Raw genomic sequence first — 17,518 nt, forward strand, 5'->3', positions numbered from 1 at the left:
AATTCATTTGGGGCGTTAAAGCGAGTCACTAGGTCGTTAAGTGGCGAAGTTCGGGCTTTAAAGGACATGACTCGGTCGTTAATTGAACAACTTAGGCAGCTAATGCTAATTCGAAATGCAAAAAACCCCCTGGATCCTTTCACAGGTTCAGGGGTTAGTTGTTATTCGCGTACAGTAAAATGAAATGCGTAATAGGAAATCCCGTGGACTTCTTCTTCATAGGTTGCTTTTACTACATAAAAATACTTTCCAACTTCTGAAGGTCCTTGAAACTGGATATCAAAATTCGTACCATTACTATCTATTTCTAATGGAGTCAGCGTTCCGTCTTGTTGGTACTGGAAGAATTCTGTGGTTGTGGGACGAGGTAATTTGGATCCAAAGTTATTAGACTCCCATGAATAAAACATTGATTCCTCTGGTTTTATAAGTGTGTTTCGGTAACTAGATAGTTCTTTATTTATATCCAGGTTGAACTCGTCCGAGCATTCACCAGCTTGCTCACTCCAACAATACTTTAAAAGAGGAGATAAGATGTTAGTGTCAGGAGATCGAACGTCTAATTCTCGTGGCTTTGTATTTGAAACATAGAGTGGGCGTATATCTTCTTGCGGCTCAGAGCTGTCGATTTGATTTGTGACAAAAGAGCTTATAGGTTCATAGGGTTCAGGCTCAAAATCTATGGGTTGGCATCCTGTTGATAGAAGCAATAGTAGGACTAAAGCCAAAGTATTTCTTATCATCATCATTCCCCCTTCCTCAAAGTATAGCAAATAAACATTTACTAGAAGTAAGATTCTTAAGAAATAAACTATGTGAGAAAGTCAGCGGTTAAACTACAAAAAACCCCGAATCCATTCAAGATTCGGGGTTCGTTTCTATACATTTAAATTAAAAATCAATTTCGTCCGGGTCTGCACCTAAGCGGACATCTGTTGCGATGGCATCAATTGCAGCCATGTCGTCAGAAGAAAGCTCAAAGTCAAATGCAGCTAAGTTCTCGTGGATACGAGCAGGTGTTACTGACTTTGGTAAAGCGATGTGACCATGCTGCAAGTGCCAGCGAAGGACAACTTGAGAAGGGGCTTTGCCATATTTTTCTGCAAGCTCTTCAAACAGTGGGAACTCTAAAAACTTCCCTTGCATCAATGGACTCCACGCTTCCACGTGAATGCCTGCCTCTTGTAGAGACGTCACAAACGCACGCTGTGGGTTTTGTGGATGCAGTTCGATTTGATTCACCATAGGCTTCATCAAGCCGGCTTCTTCTAATTGATCTAAGTGATGTTGCTTGAAGTTCGAAACACCAATCGACTTAATCTTTCCTTCTTCATACAAGTCAACAAGTGCTGCCCATGCTTCTACAATGCCATCAACTGGCCAGTGTAGTAAACAAAGGTCCATGTAATCTGTTTGCAGACGCTCAAGGGATTCAACGAATGCTTCTTTCGTGCGACGCGCACGGATATCATCGTTCCAGATCTTGCTCGTCAAGAAGATATCTTCACGGGCAACGCCTGAAGCTGCGATTCCTTTAGCAACGCCTTCTTCATTTTTATAGACAGCCGCCGTGTCGATGTGGCGGTAACCTGCACGTAATGCTTCTTCTACAGCTGCCGGCGCCTCTGTGTCATTGTCGACACGCCAAACGCCAAACCCGATTTGGGGAATTTTTGTATCATTGCTTAATGTGATAAATTCCATGAAAAACAGCTCCTTTCGATTCGGTCTTCATTTTACCACTATTATTTCGCTACTCAAAATATTAAAGCGTGAGATTGCGACGTTTAAAAATAAACAAAGATAGAATGAAAAATACAACTGCAATTCCTAAAAGAAGTGAACTGTGCCAAACCCAGTTGGACTGGTCTTTTAGAATCCCATTCGCATCAAACAATGTAAATAACGAGATCGCCTTCATCCATTCCAAATTACTGCTCAATCCACTTACAATTACTCCGACGACCATAAGTCCGAAAACGGCAGCTCCGAGCATATATGATTTTCCACTTTCATTAAACAATGTAGCAAAGAAGAGAGCGATAGCCCCAAGAGCTACAAGTAAAGAAAAACTATTTATGAGAAGGGCACTCACCAATGAGTAATTCAGATCTAAACTCCAAAGAATATCTGCAAGGAGTAAGAAAGCTCCGTTCAACCCTATCAATAGGAACGATGCCCCCACTAAAATGCTTCCTGCTGCCATCACATAAGTACGGCGAGAGATAGGGGCACTCAAGTAAAGCATGAGTTCACCTGAATCAATCGGAAGGGCGAGAAGGCGAGAAGTCATCGTTAAGGCAAAGAGAAGAGCGACAACTTGAAAGATCAAGCCATAATAGTTACCGGAAAGGATATTAAGAACACTGTCCATCATCGTGGCAGGATCATACTGAAAAATGTCGAGCAATTCTTTCGGTAATGAATCGAGCTTGGCATCAATCAAGCCAGTTTCCGCGATAGAAGGATAAATTGCCGCAATCATAAAAATGTAGAGGCTTGTCCCAATACTATAGCCGAGAATCCAACCAAGATTGTCTTTCACAAGAGCACGAATCATACAGATTCCTCCTCTGCATAGTAATGAATGAATACCGTCTCAAGATCCGCGGGTGCTGAGCGGAACGAGGTTACTCTGAAGGCGGCGAGTGTTTGCAGGAATGTGTTCAATTCGTCTGTTGTTGAAACTGATACATCTACGCGAGTCCCCATGAGTTTTCCATGCATGATTTCAGAAAACTGGTGTGCAGCTTGAGCGGTTACAAACTCAACATGGTACATTTTTTGACTTGATGCAATCAGCGAATCTATGGAGTCCGCTACTACGATACGACCATTGCGAATCAATGCTGCATAGTCACATGTCTTTTCCATCTCCGGAAAGTGGTGTGAACTCATCAAAATGGCTTTTCCAGCTTCTTTCTCGCGCAGGACAAGTTCTAAAAACCGCTCCTGCATGAGGGGATCTAGGCCACTTGTTGGTTCATCTAATAAGTAAACTGGCGCATCTTTCATAAAGCAACGGATGATGGCTAGCTTTTGTTTCATACCTTTCGACATCTTGCGGACCTTCACTTTTGTATCGAGTGGAAAAAGGGTCAAAAGTTCTTTTTCTCGTTCAGAAGAAGTGGTATCCATCCGACGTGTAAGTGTTAAGATGTCGTCACCCGTCAAGTCAGAAGGAAAACTGATTTCACCTGGGAGATAGCCAACAAGTTTTTTTACTTCTGGTGAAGAAGACCAACAGTTGTAGCCACCAATGGTTGCGTTTCCGGAATCTGGCTGCAAAAGACCCATGAGATGGCGGATAGCCGTCGATTTTCCGGCACCGTTTGGCCCGATAAAGCCAAACACGGTTCCAGGTTCAACAGTAAACGATACATCGAACAAACCTTTGTCTTGTGCAAATTTTTTGGTAAGACCGTGAAGTTCGATCATTTCAATCCCTGCTTTCTAAGTGAATCTTATTAGTAACTATTCGACAGAACGAAAAAAAGTCCTCTAGAAAGTCTAGAGAACTTAAAATTGGCTTCGTTTGTAGCGGCGGTAACGCTTTTTGATTGTGGCACCTAGAGTGATTACAATCAATAGGAATGACAAGCCGATTCCTGTTAGAGCTACTATCAATGAAATCCATTCAAAGAATGAATAACCCGGAACTTTACTCCAGTCCGTGAACCCTTTCCAGTCTTCAATGACCAAGTTCATCCCGTATATTCCCGAGACCACTGTGAAGGTCGTCAGCATGAAGAGCAAGTAGTTTTGTCGTTTGTCGGCTTGATTCTCTTGTGTGCGATACAGTTCATTTAATGTGTCACGTACTTCTCGGAATGTTAAATCTAGATTAAAGACATCAACAAATGTCTTAGCGTGTTCTTTTCCAGTTGTACGAACAGAGACTTCTCCAAAATAATAACGCGCTGAAAACTTAGAAATCATCTCAATCAATTCTTCTACATAGGATTCGTCTTTTTTCCAACTCACATTGCTGTGCTCAAAGGAAAGGCGGAGCAACATAATACGATAAAAGTAGTGTAGTAATAGATTGTAATAATGCGTACTCATAAACTGACGCAACTCATCGACCATGTCCTCTTGATTGCAGACAGTTAGAGTGGAGTACGTAAATTCAGAAGTGACGGTATAAGTGAAGGGTGCAGACCGGTCTTGTGCATGGCGTTTTAAATAACGATCCACATAATCAGGAGATGTGCTCGAAATAAAAGGCTCACCTTTTGAGTTGATTCCGTCTAATTGGCCGAGGCGGTAGAGTTGGTCAGACGTCAATTCTTGGCCAGGTGCTGCAAAGAGAAAAGCAGAACTGTACATGCGCTCATCTTCAAAGTATGGCAATGTACCAAAGTAACCAGGAAGACGATGTTCCCGTAAAATGAACGGATGTAGACAAGGTATCATATGTTCAAATATATACTCGTTTGTAGAAGTGAACGTGCGATTTGATGCACGGATGATGGCCCCTTTTTCTTCTTCAAGTTTAGCCTCTACAACACGAAAATGATGAATGAAGTTCAGCATGTGATGAAGAGGGAGTTCTTCGTCTACTTCTAAACGAATGGTCATTAAACCAATTCCAAATGGGCATAAGGTGATATCTAAACTATGTATTGCATAAGGTGTGCAAGCGCCATCCACTAAAAGTTCGCCAGATTCTTCAAAGCTTCTCGAGAACCGGTTGAATGTATTGTCGTGCGGCTCCGACGGAAAGAGCTTATCCTCTACGAAAGGAAAGAAGAACTGTTCGAGCTCGGCATGTCTGACTGCCACATCCGGTCCATAAAACTTATCTTCAAGTTCGGACTTGTTTAAGCAAAAGAACGTATAGCCTTCTCTGCCAAGTTCTTCAATCAACTGTTGTCGCTTTTTCTCATGAAACGCAAACGGGAACAAAAAATTCACATACCCACGCTCTATAGTTAGCGGGGTGATCTCCACAGGTTTCATCAGTAGTCCTCCTCACCGAACGTTCAAGTATCCTTTAGTTTTCCACGCTTCTGTCATAAGTAAACGTCTAGCCACGAGAAATGAGCTGATGTTCATAGGCATAAATGACCGCTTGCGTGCGATCTTGCACATCCAGCTTTGAGAGGATGTTACTGACATGGGTCTTTGCGGTCTTTAAAGTAATAAACGCTTGATCGGCAATTTCTTGGTTACTCAACCCTTTGGCCATTAGCAATAAAATTTCCATCTCACGTTCCGTCAAAGAGTCATGAGGAACGTGTTGAGGTGAACGCATTCGGGCCATCATCTTAGTAGTGACTTCGGGTTCTAAAACCGCTTGTCCACTATAAGTTTTCCGAATGGCTTCTGCGATGTGGGAAGCTTTCGAGGTCTTCAGTAAATAACTTACGGCACCTGCTTCAAGAGCAGCATACACTTTGTCATCATCAATAAAGCTTGTGACCATCATGATTTGAGCTTGGGGCCACTGTTGAACTATTTCCGCAGTAGCTTCTGCACCAGTTTTAATCGGCATAACCATGTCCATCAAAATGACGTCGGGTTTATGTTCCAGTGCAAGCGCAATGGCTTCTTGCCCATTAGAAGCTTGAGCCACTACATCCATATCTGGCTGTGCTTGTAGATAGGCTGCAACGCCGATACGAACCATTTCATGATCATCTGCGAGTACGATACGAATCATTGGACTTCCTCCTGACGTTTGGGTACTTGAATCTCCACGAAGGTTCCTTGGTTTGGGACGGAAACGATCTTTGCGGTTGCTCCCATTTCTACCGCACGTTCATACACATTTCCGAGACCGTACGCACCAGGTTTTAATTGAGTAGAGTCAAATCCGATCCCGTTGTCTTGTACGCGGAAAATGACGAGTTGCGGTTGCTCCATCAAACGGACCTCCATCTCTGTTGCTTGTGCATGCCGAAGTGTGTTAGATAAGGTCTCTTGAGCAATTCGAAACAAATGATCTTCGGAAGCTTTAGTCAGTTTGACAGCATCTAGGTGCCACTTTAATTTAAGCTGCACTTTTTGCTGTAGCTCTTCAAGAAGTTCTTCAAGTCCTTCAGCAAGTGTGCGGTCGTGAAGGCCCGCTGGTCGTAAGTGAAGAAGTAGGGCGCGCATCTCTAGTTGAGCTTGATGGATGGCGCGCTCGAGTTGTTCCATACTACGAGGCGAAGAAGCTTCTAACTCAACCATGCTAGAAGCAAGCATAGATGCACCGAATAGCTGCTGGGACACTGAGTCATGAAGCTCACGTGCCAGCCGCTGCCGTTCTTCGACTACTCGCTCTTGAATGAGCTTGGCTTGAGAATCTGCTTTTTCTTCAGAGATCCGTGTCAATGTCTTCCGCTGAGTAGCGAGAAGGTGAGCTGTTCGTTCAAATGATTCGTTTAGACGTCTACTAAATTGCGACTCTAGGCGTTTGGGGAATCCGTCACCTTCGTATAAAGATACGAGTCCTATTTGAACAGAGCGGTCTAGTTGATGAGTACTTTGACGGGCAATCAGGAAAAATAGAAAACTAGCTATAAGAATAGAGAAACTAATCCAAAAGGCTAACGGTAAATCGGCAAAAGTAATGGTATAGAGTGAACTCCAGCTGTCTAGAGTCGGCGTTCCCCAGAGAACGACAAATAAGCTGACAAAGAGAAGGTGCCATAACAGCGCAAAACCGAGGAACAGAATTGTGAACTGTCTCATTTACGCAGCACCTCCAAGTCACCAAGCCAGCTGGCTACTGTGATAATGAGTTCGGGTGTTTGTGTATCAGATTGTATGCGATCTTCTGTCATGTAGCTTTGATTCCACAAACGCTTAACAGGTTCATCAAATAAACAAGCTTCTCCCACTATAGTAGAGTAGTAAACTCTTACGTTGACACCATAAGGGACAAGAACCGTAGTCTTGCCGAGTACTTTTCGAATAGAGATAAAGCAGGTTTCTTTCGGTAATATTGTATTGGTTAAATCTAAATCGTATTCTCCAAAAACACTTTGTATATGAACGTCTTTCCAGGCATAAGGCTCTGTAGAGGTAATCTGAGTAGAAAACATGCGCTGTTGCAGAACGCTTGACTCGGTCGCGTCATCCGAGAGATAAAGCTGTTCCCAAGAAGGAAGCGGCTCTTTTTTCCAAACTTTATAAAGGATATAAAGAACAATTCCAAACAAGACGAGACGCGTGGTCACCATTGAAAACACGGAAAGGAAAAGTAGCACAAGACCGATCCAAAATATCACGCGGTTATCCCGGCGCATTCCCATATAAATCAGCACAAATCCGACAATCACGACAACGATTGAGCCGTTTTCAAATAGTAAGGTTTCAGCTGCAAGTAGCGCGATAAAACCGATTAGTAGTAATGAATAGCGGTTGGTTTGGTTTTCTTTGGACATGTGATTTCCCCCTCTCGTTGGAAAAAACAGAGGGAGATCCCTCTGTCTTCTATTCTACACGTGATTGCTCATTTGTCTCTTGCTTTTTTGATAGTTGCTCTAGGCGTTCCTCAAGAGTAGAGGTAGCAATCGTTTCTTCCTCTGGCTGTTGTGTAGCCTCAAAGAATTTCTCCATCTCTTGTTGCGAAGCAAGTGGACGGGCATGGAGATTCTCGCCAATTACTTGATCCATGTCACGATGAGCTTTTGCTACATTTTCCGTGCTCATCAGTTGAAGTTGACGAACTTTCATATCTTTTACTTTATGCTTCATCTCTTCATGTTTGCGCTCTAAAACAATTAATTCATCCGTTGCGCGTTGAATGCTTGAAGAAAGGACATGAATACGATTTTCATACGTATCAACTTCCATCTTGGCAAAGTTGATTAAGTCCTGCTCGTTTGTCAGAAGAGCAAGTTCATATTGCTCTTTTCGCTTAGTTAGTAGTCCCTTAGCTTGAAGGTGTTCTTCCTCTAACTTTGTTTTTAATTGCGCTTGACGGTCGACCCAGCGTTTGGTTTGTTCCGTGCGCTTTTCAGCTTCTCGAATGAACGTATTTAGCGAGGAGATTGGATTGTCACGGTGTTGACGTCCTCCTTCTGTTTTTGGTCGGTCGAGGAGTTGGCGTAAATCGTGTTCGAATGTTTCAGCGAGTCGTTGAAAAATGTTAGTCATGTGTAATTCCTCCTTAGTTTCGGGTAATGGATTTCCATTCACGTTCAAAATTTTCAAATGGATCAGTAGACGTACGAGCTACAGGGGAGTCGCTGCACTTCCGAATGGCGTACCAAACTAAAGCGAGTGCAGCGATTCCGATAAAAGCAGGAATGTTGGAGATGGCAGTTAATAAGCCAACGATTCCAACAGTTGCCCAAAAGAGCTTGCCAAGCGTGGAACCACTTTGAAGGAAGTAATGCAGTCCTCCGATAACAAGTAGTGCGGAAAAGGCAAGCCCGATGAGTGAGCCTAAGTTGGCTAAGACGACGATAGCGCCGATAATGCCGAGTACGATGTATAGAAATTTTTTCATCATGTTTCCCTCCTTGTTTGTATAGTCTAAGTATAGAGGGGTTTAAAGTTCTCCCAAACGGGCGCTAAGCCGATTTTCCTATCGGTCTTAAGATGTAGAGGCAGTACGCCTTGCTATCTGCTATACTATTTCGTGGAACCTTTATTTATAGGAAACGTTTCATATAAAGTCAATTCGGGAAGATAGTCGAATGATGAAAATTAGTTGTAAAGGCGGCTTATTATGGAACAATGGATAACTGATTGGCTCAGTGAGTTTGGTTACTGGGGCGTTTTTCTATTAATTATGATTGAAAATGTATTTCCTCCGATTCCTTCCGAGATCATTTTGACACTCGGTGGATTCATGACAACGACGACATCGATGACGATTGTCGGTGTGATTGCAGTGGCAACTCTAGGTTCTGTAGCAGGTGCTGTGATTTTGTACTTCATTGGACTGCAGTTGGATTTGGAGCGATTAGAGAAGATTGTTGAAAAGCATGGTCGTTGGTTGCGTGTGACAAAACAAGATATCCATCGTGCAGACGCGTGGTTTGACCGGATTGGTCCTTGGGCTGTGTTTTTCGGTCGATTGGTTCCACTTGTGCGCAGTTTGATTTCGATTCCAGCAGGGATGTCGAATATGCGGTTTAGTGTGTTTTTACTTTTAACGACGCTTGGAACTGTAATCTGGAATACAATTTTAGTTTCTGCAGGAGCTGTGTTAGGAGAAAATTGGCATTCACTTGTCGGTTACTTTGATATTTATTCGAATATCATCTATGTGGTACTCGTTGTAGTGGGAATCGGTTGGCTCGTGTGGTTTATAAATAAGAAAAAGAAGTAGGCATAAGGAGATCTCATGGAAATTATTGAGTTATTAAAAGCATTGTTACTCGGTTTTGTGGAAGGAATGACGGAGTTTGCGCCGGTATCTTCTACAGGGCATATGATCATCGTGGATGATTTGTGGCTTCAAACGAAGGAGTTTTTAGGGCAGAGTTCTGCGAATACGTTTAAGGTAGTCATTCAGCTCGGCTCAATTTTAGCAGTCGTGTTTATTTTTTGGAAGCGTCTGTTGAGTTTGGTGGGTCTTCATAAAATGGAAGGTACCGCGCCAGGGCGTCGCTTCAACATCGCACACGTACTTGTGGGAATTTTACCAGCTGGTGTATTGGGTTTAGTGTTTGAGGATATTATAGATTCGTATTTGTTTACAATTGAATGGGTGATCGTCAGCTTGTTTGTGGGAGCGATCTTCATGATTGTCGCAGACAAGTTCGGGCCAAAAAATCCGAGTATTACAACTCTAGATGATATGACGTACGGGAAAGCATTAAAAGTCGGCTTGATTCAGTGTTTATCACTATGGCCAGGGTTTTCTCGTTCAGGTGCGACGATTTCAGGTGGGGTATTACTAGGTCTTGATCATAAGACAGCAGCTGATTTCACATTTATCATGGCGGTGCCGATCATGTTTGGTGCCAGCGCCGTGTCGCTTATTTCAAATATGGAAGAAATCAATATGAGCCACATGGGCTTCTATGCAGTCGGCTTTGTGAGTGCATTCATCTTTGCGCTGATTTCAATCAAGTTCTTCTTGAAATTGATTGCCCGTGTAAAGCTAACGCCATTCGCGATTTACCGCATGGTGCTCGCAACGGTTCTTGCGTTCATCGTATTTTTATAAGAGCTGGTTGGCCCGCTTCCTTTTGGGAAGCGGGTTTTTATGTGGTGATGGGGAGATGCGGGGGCTCAATCAGTTTCCATAATATGAGGAATGTAATAGTGGCAACCGCTAACGTCATAATGGAGCAATTTAACGCTGGAATGAACTCGGTTAACGTCAGAATTGGCCTGCCTAATGTAATAATCACTGAACTAAAGTGTTTTACTAGGAAGGGCTTGAGTAGCTAAGATCTTGCCAGCAAGGGCTTTTGATACTCAAGAACTTACTAAAAAAGGATTAAAAACTTTTGTGAGTATTCCTATCTATAATTGAACGTGGTATGGTGGGAACTGGTCGAGCAAATTAGTTTCCATAAAATCAGTTGGGGCGTTAAGTGAAATTTGTCGGTCGTTAAAGCACATCGTGCGGTCGTTAAATGAGCAATCACGGTCGCTGAATGGCACCACTCGGGCGTTAAATGAATACCCAAGCCCTTGCTAGCAAGCCCTTTAGTAATAAAAGATCTTACAGACTGAATTAGTTTCTATAAAATCATCATAGGTTGAACGCAACTAATTAGAGGTCGAAACTCCCGAAATAACCACCGAATCGCCCGACACAATCACCGAACCAACCCGAAAAGCGCGACCACACAACACTCGCATCATTACCCAAAAGTCAAGACTTCCTTTCTGATAAGATCTGTGGTTAAATATAAAACAAGTACACAACATTTAGTGATTCAGCGAGCAACAGGTACCATATCTATGGTTTAATAGGGAATCCAGTGAAGAACTGGAGCTGTCCCCGCAACTGTAAGTGCGGACGACTGCCAACACAAGCCACTGCGTGAGAACGTGGGAAGGCAAGGCAGGAGGAAGATGCACAAGCCAGTAGACCTGCCTGTTCTCGCACGAGCTTCACCTTCTTCGGGGATTGAGAAGGGAACGCGAGAGGCCTCATCGGCATGCGCGTTTTTTCGTCGTTTCAAGCGGCGGTTCCCTGAAAAGGTGAGCCGTCGCTTTTTTGTGTCCAAAGGAGGAATTCTGATGTCGACGCATACACTCTTTCGTAGTGAAGAACGATTGAAACAGCAGTTTACTGCTGAACAACTAGACGAATTCTGGCGCCTCTCAAAACGCTGGAAGATTCGTCACCCAGAAGGCGCGGAGGACGCCTGGCAACATGCGATGAGTTTAGAAGCTCTTAATTTACTTGATGAGCAACATCCCTATTATACGTTTGTTGCGGCTACACTCTATGAAGAGCAGCTCTATCAACAGATCGCTGAAAAACGCTCTGTTGCCGTTGAAGATGTTCATAAAGTGTTTGGCAAAGAAGCCAACCGCCTCGCCGCAAAAGGACTTTACCAAGCACACGTGATTACAAGCTATAGCCAACAAGAACTCAGCGAAATGAGCAATTGGCTAGATCGCTCACGTAACCGCCTATTCACATACATTGGTCTTAAGACGCTCGTCGATCGGTATGTGACACGAGACTTCAACCGAGAAATCGTAGAACTGCCCCAAGAACGATGGTTGATGATTGCTATGACCCTTCATCGAAAAGAAACCCATGACCGTCTGAAAAAGGTCAAAGACGCCTATTGGGCACTTAGCAATCTTTACATGACAGTGGCTACTCCAACTCTTGCGAACGCTGGAAAACCAAATGGGCAACTCTCGAGTTGTTTCATCGATACAGTAGATGACAGTCTCCAAGGAATCTATGACAGTAACACGGACGTTGCGACGCTTTCCAAATACGGGGGTGGTATAGGTGTTTACATGGGTAAAGTCCGCAGCCGTGGATCCAGTATTCGTGGATTTAAAAATGCTTCAAGCGGTGTTGTGCCGTGGATCAAACAACTAAACAACACAGCAGTCAGTGTGGACCAGCTTGGTCAGCGTCAAGGAGCAATAGCAGTCTATCTCGATGCTTGGCACAAAGACATACTCGCATTTCTTGACCTCCGTTTGAACAATGGCGATGAAAGGCTACGTGCACATGATATATTCACGGGCATTTGTCTACCAGATCTATTCATGGAAAAAGTACAAACGCGTGAAGACTGGTTCTTATTCGACCCTCATGAAGTTCGCACGGTAATGGGGTTTGCGCTTGAAGACTGTTATGACGAGCATCCAGGACGGGGGACTTTCCGCACAAGATACCAGGCATGTGTCGACAATCCAAATCTAAGTCGAGACAGTGTTCCAGCTATAGATATCATGAAGCGCATTATGAAAAGTCAGCTGGAGACGGGGGTACCCTTCCATTTTTACCGCGATGAAGTCAATCGCCAGAACCCTAACGCACACACCGGAATGATTTACTCGAGCAACCTTTGCACGGAAATTATGCAGAACATGTCGGCCACTACGTTTGAATCTACTGCTATCGAAGATGACATGATCATTACAAAGCGTCGACCAGGAGATTTTGTTGTATGCAATCTGTCTTCCATTCACTTAGCCCGGGCAGTCGAAGACGATATTCTTGAGAAGTTGATACCTATACAAGTACGCATGCTTGATAACGTTATCGAATTAAACGACCTTCCGATTCCACAGGCAAAACGCACAAATCTTCGCTATAGAGGGATAGGACTTGGCACATTCGGGTGGCATCATCTGCTTGCGAAGAAAGGAATACGCTGGGAATCCAAAGAAGCGGTAGAGTTTGCAGATGAACTTTACGAAGATATTGCGTTCCTGACGATTCAAGCATCTGCAGATTTGGCAAGGGAACGAGGGAGTTATCCATTATTTACGGGTTCTGACTGGCAGACGGGTGCTTACTTCACAAATCGCGGGTACACGTCAGCACGCTGGAAGCAATTGAAGACGCAAGTCAACGAAACCGGGATGCGCAATGGCTACCTCATGGCAGTGGCACCCAATTCATCTACAGCTATCATTGCGGGGACTACAGCTAGTATTGATCCTATCTTCCAAAAGAGTTATTCAGAGGAGAAGAAGGACTACAAGATTCCAGTAATTGCGCCGGAATTGAATGAAAACACGACGTGGTACTACAAATCAGCCTATTATATTGATCAGCAATGGACCATTCGCCAAAATGCAGCTCGTCAAAAACATATTGACCAAAGTATATCTCTAAACTTTTATGTGCAAAATACGATTCAAGCGAAAGAGCTACTGGAATTGCATCTGGAAGCCTGGAAGCAGAAGATGAAATCGACCTATTACGTGCGCTCTACATCAATTGAGTTGATTGATTGCGATTCATGCTCAAGTTAAGGAGGAGAAAGAGATGGAACTAAAGCACCGTGCACTTCTAGACGAACAAGCTCCGAATCGTTCAACGGGAATCGTAAATGGAGAATCCTCTAATATTCTTAACTGGGATGACGTTCGTTTTCGCTGGGCCTATCCCAAGTATAAAAAGATGCTAGGAAATTTCTGGACGCCTTTCGAAATCAATATGAGCCAGGACATCCGACAATTTCCCGAGCTCTCTGCAGATGAGCGGGAATCATTTTTGAAAATTATTGGATTGCTTGCTTTACTAGACAGCGTGCAGACGGACTTTGCGGGGAAAGTAGCGGATTATCTGACAGACTCCAGTTTGTCGGCATTGATGATCATCTTGGCACAACAAGAGGTTATCCATAATCATTCGTATTCCTACGTCCTCTCAAGTCTTGTCAGTGAGTCCGAGCAAAAGCGGGTATTTGATTATTGGAGGACGGAAGAAAGCCTGAAGGAGCGGAATCGCTTTGTTGTGGAAGGCTATCAATCCTTTGCAGAAAATCCGACAGTGGAAGGGCTGCTGGATGCTGTGATTTACGACGTGATTTTAGAAGGGCTATTCTTTTATTCGGGATTTGCCTATTTCTATCATTTAGCGCGTCATCAAAAAATGGTTGCCACCAGCACGATGATCAATTACATTAACCGTGATGAACAACTTCATGTCGATTTGTTCGTGAAAATCTATCAAACCTTATTGGAAGAACATCCGCATCTCGATACACCTGAACAAAGAGCTAAAGTCACCACTACATTTAAACAAGCTGCTGAGCTAGAAATCGACTGGGCCTACGAAGTCATTGGCAGAAAGATTGATGGTTTAGAAGTGGACGATGTGGAAGAATACATTCGTTTCATGGCGAATGTGCGGTGCAATCAATTAGGAGCCGAAAAGCCTTACCCAGAAGTGTGTCAAAATCCCATACGTTGGATTAAAGCGTATGAAGAGGTGGATCAAGGAAAAACCGATTTCTTTGAACAAAAATCACGTCAATATGTAAAGGTAAATGTCGTAGACAACGGCTTTGATGACCTTTAAAAAAATCCCAACTCCGTAAATGGAGTTGGGATTAGTTTATTATTGAACGTCTCGTGTATCCTCTATAACAAATGTGTTGATCATTGCATCGATACGAGCTCCAAGACCTTCAGCCTGTGCTGAAGGGTAGCGGGCTGTTACGATAAATACCGTGTCTTCCATTGGGTTTAACGTGATGTAAACATGGAGGTCTTCCGCATCAGAAGAACCTTTTAAATAGAGTCCATCAATAGGATCTGTCACATCTTGTGGCCCATTAATAGAAAAATCTTGTCGAAATTGCTCGGCACGGGTACGGGCGACTTGTTCTGGTAATTGGTCCGGAATACTTTCAATGGTTAGTGTGACAAGCGAGCTGTCTTTTGCAGTAATTGTTTGAGATAGGCCATCTTCAAATTCAAAGCTTGATTCATCCATGTAAATCACATACGTGTTCCCTTCATCCGAATACCGAGTAAGCTCTATCTCCTCTTGCTGCCCGTTAATTCCCACTTCGGCAACAATAGTTTCGGGGTGATCTGTTATCTCTGGGGACGTAATAATTTCTTGCTCAGTCGCTGGTTTACTCTCATCAATTTCTTGCTCATCGACTAATTCGCCTTCTTTATCCGGAAAGAAGTCAGAGGATAAAAAAAAGATTAAACCAATCATCAAGGCTGTTAAGAAAAGCACATAGGCCATGGATTTTCGCATCGCAACTAGCCTCCTTTAGTTACTGATCCTATTCCCGTTATTTGGATTTTTACACCTAGTTTAATACTTCCAATGTTTTCAACATCGCATAGAATCGTGCACCATGGCCTTCTTGGGCTTCAAGAAATACAGTTTGAGTGATGACAATTGTCGAGTCATCATGTTGTTCATCGAGAACATAGACTGTGGTAACTTCACTATTGGCCTCGTCTCCAGCACGTGCATGAAGTTTATATCCGACAATTGGTTCTGTGACGGGCTCAGCCTCAATAGTCATACCCGGATAGCGAGCTTCGAGGATGGCTGCTTGTTCTGATGCAAGTTCAGTTGGCGTTTTTCCAGGAACCGTATCAATTTTCAAACCTACTTCAGGATAAGCGGCTCCAAGTTGGTCACGGGCGTTTACTAAAACACTAATTTGATTGGGAGCAGGCTCATCGAAAGAGATTTCATATCGTTCCTCATCCACATAGAAAAGATAAGCCAAGTTTCCAGGGACTACACGTACCATAGGTATCTGTTCAGTCATCCCTTCAATTTCTAAAGGAATTTGCTGTTGTTCAGGGTAAGTGTTTTCTAACTTCTGAATTTCTTGCGCAAAGTAACCTGGATCATCTTCTGATAATTCATCATTTCCTGCATTGTTGATGGATTCACTAGGAATCTCTGTTGCGCGTTCGGGTGCTTGTGTGTCCATGGATAAAAAGAAGACAGCAGCTACAAGTATTGCTACCGCGGCAACACCGGCAATCCATGTGCGTTTCATAAATTGTTTCCTCCTTGTCGTTCGTTTTTCTTGGTCTAATGTCTTCTGTATCGACTGCCATACATCCTCTATATCATTTTCATGTTCATTTTTAAACTTCTTTAGGTCGCTTTCCCACTTCTCCATAGTTATCCCTCCCCATATGCCTCTCTCATCATTTTTTTGGCTTTAGCAAGGCGTGACTTGAGCGTATTTAAGTTTACTGAAAGAGCCTCAGCTATTTCGCGTTCCTTCCAATTCTCCATATATTTTAGAAGTAAAGGTACTCGGTACGTTTCTGGCAATTGAGCGACAGCATCTAAGATATCTATTTTCGATTCGGAAGAGGGGATGGATTGCTCGAGTTGATGGTCTTCAACTGGAAGGTGTGTGGCCTCTTTTTTTAATAGACGATTGCATTCATTTAGTAAAATGCGATAAAGCCAAGGACGAATCGGTCGCGCTGCATCCCATTGATCAGAGAAACGATAGACTCTCAAAAACGTTTCTTGCAACGCATCTTTTGCTAGCTCACGGCGTCCCGTAACAGCTAAGGCCATCCGAAAAAGGTCGGAGGCATAGTCCTCATAGAGTTGTTGAAATTGTGACCGGTCCATAGAAGCCCTCCTCGTTGTTACACCTATACTACCCTAGCAAACTGGAAAAAGTTGATTGGAAATGAAAATAATAAAAAAACCACCGCAAAGGGTGGTTTTCATGAACGATTGACTGTATAAATACCGAATGCTACAAATACCAATGCTATCAAGATTGGCAGCGTAAACGTCTCGCGAGGCAACAACAGGACAGATAAGCCAACACCACTTACAGGCACAAAGAATTTGTAAATGCCGACATGGCTAGCTTTATGATATTGCAAAATAGCAAACCAGAGCGCAAATGCAATAGCGGACAAGGCAACCATGTACACTAGTAAACCTATTGCTAGGGGTGTCCATGTCAGTGAAGCTGTATCAGCAAATGGGAAAGCCATAACTAGCAATAGGATAGCTCCGAGTGTCAACTGCCAACCAGAAAGTGTGAATGGGTGTATGCCTTTGCCCATCTCTTTTGCCATAATCGTCCCGACTGCACTCGTGAATGCGGAAAGAAGTAGAAAGCCTTCTCCGAGAAATTCAAAACTGCCATCAAATGATTGACCCCAGTTGGCAAAGAAGATTCCTGTAAACCCTGCAACTAAGCCAAGCCATTTCTGCCAACCAAGCCGGTCATTGGCGTAAATAAAGTGAGCAAGCAAGATCGTAAAGAATGTGTTACTAGAAATGATAATCGATGCCTGCACACCAGAAGTGTTGGAGACACCAACGTAAAAGAATAAATACTGAAGGGTTGTCTGCACAACTCCAAAAATAAACAATATCCCGTACTGCCGGCGGGTTAACTGGAGAGCACTACGTCTAAAGAGGAATAGACCTCCAAGTACTACAAATCCTGCAAGTAAAAAACGAAGTCCCGCAAGCCACATTTGTTCAGCGATGGCAGTACTTGGTATCCCCAATTCGCTGTACGATAACTTGAGAGTAGGGAACGCACTTCCCCACAACAGGGCACAAAAAATCGCGATGACGACCATGACCCATTTCTTTTGTAAATTCATATGTACCCGACCTTTCCTGTACGAATTGTAGCAGTCCGGTCAGGCATAA

18 protein-coding genes and 1 riboswitch are annotated in these 17,518 nt (G+C 43.5%); of the genes, 4 read left to right on the forward strand and 14 right to left on the reverse strand.

What is annotated here, in order from left to right:
* Positions 1-161: 161 nt before the first annotated feature.
* The 10 genes from MKY84_RS02795 to MKY84_RS02840 all read right to left on the reverse strand — a co-directional run bounded on the left by MKY84_RS02795 (position 162) and on the right by MKY84_RS02840 (position 8,446).
* Positions 162-743 (reverse strand): hypothetical protein, encoded by a 582-nt coding sequence (locus MKY84_RS02795; RefSeq protein ID WP_342527597.1) that lies wholly within the window; start codon positions 741-743, stop codon positions 162-164.
* 148 nt (positions 744-891) lie between these two features.
* Positions 892-1,704 (reverse strand): aldo/keto reductase, encoded by an 813-nt coding sequence (locus MKY84_RS02800; RefSeq protein WP_342527598.1) that lies wholly within the window; start codon positions 1,702-1,704, stop codon positions 892-894.
* A gap of 61 nt (positions 1,705-1,765) precedes the next feature.
* Positions 1,766-2,560: an ABC transporter permease subunit gene (locus tag MKY84_RS02805; RefSeq protein WP_342527600.1), complete on the reverse strand. Its 795-nt coding sequence runs from the start codon at positions 2,558-2,560 to the stop codon at positions 1,766-1,768.
* Positions 2,557-3,438 carry an ABC transporter ATP-binding protein gene (locus tag MKY84_RS02810; RefSeq protein ID WP_342527601.1) on the reverse strand — a complete coding sequence of 294 codons (882 nt, stop codon included), beginning with the start codon at positions 3,436-3,438 and terminating at the stop codon, positions 2,557-2,559. The genes MKY84_RS02805 and MKY84_RS02810 overlap by 4 nt, the downstream gene beginning before the upstream one ends.
* An 81-nt stretch (positions 3,439-3,519) precedes the next feature.
* Positions 3,520-4,962: a hypothetical protein gene (locus MKY84_RS02815; RefSeq protein ID WP_342527602.1), complete on the reverse strand. Its 1,443-nt coding sequence runs from the start codon at positions 4,960-4,962 to the stop codon at positions 3,520-3,522.
* Between the two features lie 67 nt (positions 4,963-5,029).
* A complete protein-coding gene (locus MKY84_RS02820; protein WP_342527603.1) occupies positions 5,030-5,665 on the reverse strand; it encodes a response regulator transcription factor in 636 nt (211 codons plus the stop codon).
* Complete coding sequence (locus tag MKY84_RS02825) at positions 5,662-6,681, reverse strand: sensor histidine kinase (RefSeq protein ID WP_342527604.1); 1,020 nt, start codon at positions 6,679-6,681, stop codon at positions 5,662-5,664. Before MKY84_RS02825 ends, MKY84_RS02820 begins: the two co-directional genes overlap by 4 nt.
* Positions 6,678-7,376 carry a cell wall-active antibiotics response protein LiaF gene (gene liaF, locus MKY84_RS02830; RefSeq protein WP_342527606.1) on the reverse strand — a complete coding sequence of 233 codons (699 nt, stop codon included), beginning with the start codon at positions 7,374-7,376 and terminating at the stop codon, positions 6,678-6,680. Before liaF ends, MKY84_RS02825 begins: the two co-directional genes overlap by 4 nt.
* 49 nt (positions 7,377-7,425) lie before the next feature.
* Positions 7,426-8,091, reverse strand: coding sequence for a PspA/IM30 family protein (locus MKY84_RS02835; RefSeq protein WP_342527607.1), 666 nt, complete (start codon positions 8,089-8,091; stop codon positions 7,426-7,428).
* Positions 8,092-8,104: 13 nt separating this feature from the next.
* A complete protein-coding gene (locus MKY84_RS02840) occupies positions 8,105-8,446 on the reverse strand; it encodes an ABC transporter permease (RefSeq protein WP_342527608.1) in 342 nt (113 codons plus the stop codon).
* Between the two features lie 222 nt (positions 8,447-8,668).
* Between MKY84_RS02840 and MKY84_RS02845 the strand changes: the two genes are divergently transcribed.
* From MKY84_RS02845 to MKY84_RS02860, 4 genes are all read left to right on the forward strand, one after another.
* The gene (locus MKY84_RS02845) at positions 8,669-9,274 is read left to right on the forward strand and encodes a DedA family protein (RefSeq protein WP_342527609.1); all 606 of its coding nucleotides are present in this window, start codon (positions 8,669-8,671) and stop codon (positions 9,272-9,274) included.
* Between the two features lie 15 nt (positions 9,275-9,289).
* On the forward strand, positions 9,290-10,117 hold the full coding sequence (locus MKY84_RS02850) for an undecaprenyl-diphosphate phosphatase (protein ID WP_342527611.1): 828 nt from the start codon (positions 9,290-9,292) through the stop codon (positions 10,115-10,117).
* Positions 10,118-10,833: 716 nt separating this feature from the next.
* Positions 10,834-11,018, forward strand: a riboswitch (cobalamin riboswitch).
* 127 nt (positions 11,019-11,145) lie between these two features.
* Positions 11,146-13,362: a ribonucleoside-diphosphate reductase subunit alpha gene (locus MKY84_RS02855; protein ID WP_342527612.1), complete on the forward strand. Its 2,217-nt coding sequence runs from the start codon at positions 11,146-11,148 to the stop codon at positions 13,360-13,362.
* Positions 13,363-13,375: 13 nt separating this feature from the next.
* Entirely contained in the window at positions 13,376-14,413 is a 1,038-nt protein-coding gene (locus MKY84_RS02860) for a ribonucleotide-diphosphate reductase subunit beta (RefSeq protein WP_342527613.1), read from the forward strand.
* A gap of 39 nt (positions 14,414-14,452) precedes the next feature.
* On the opposite strand, the gene MKY84_RS02865 is transcribed toward MKY84_RS02860, so the two are convergent.
* The 4 genes from MKY84_RS02865 to MKY84_RS02880 form a co-directional block, all read right to left on the reverse strand.
* Positions 14,453-15,106: a hypothetical protein gene (locus MKY84_RS02865; protein ID WP_342527615.1), complete on the reverse strand. Its 654-nt coding sequence runs from the start codon at positions 15,104-15,106 to the stop codon at positions 14,453-14,455.
* A gap of 55 nt (positions 15,107-15,161) precedes the next feature.
* Positions 15,162-15,998: a hypothetical protein gene (locus MKY84_RS02870; RefSeq protein WP_342527616.1), complete on the reverse strand. Its 837-nt coding sequence runs from the start codon at positions 15,996-15,998 to the stop codon at positions 15,162-15,164.
* A gap of 2 nt (positions 15,999-16,000) precedes the next feature.
* Complete coding sequence (locus tag MKY84_RS02875) at positions 16,001-16,468, reverse strand: RNA polymerase sigma factor (RefSeq protein ID WP_342527617.1); 468 nt, start codon at positions 16,466-16,468, stop codon at positions 16,001-16,003.
* 98 nt (positions 16,469-16,566) lie between these two features.
* Entirely contained in the window at positions 16,567-17,469 is a 903-nt protein-coding gene (locus MKY84_RS02880; RefSeq protein WP_342527618.1) for a DMT family transporter, read from the reverse strand.
* Between the last annotated feature and the right edge of the window lie 49 nt (positions 17,470-17,518).

Source organism: Chryseomicrobium sp. FSL W7-1435 (assembly GCF_038595005.1).
In the GTDB taxonomy this organism is placed as follows: Bacteria; Bacillota; Bacilli; order Bacillales_A; family Planococcaceae; genus Chryseomicrobium.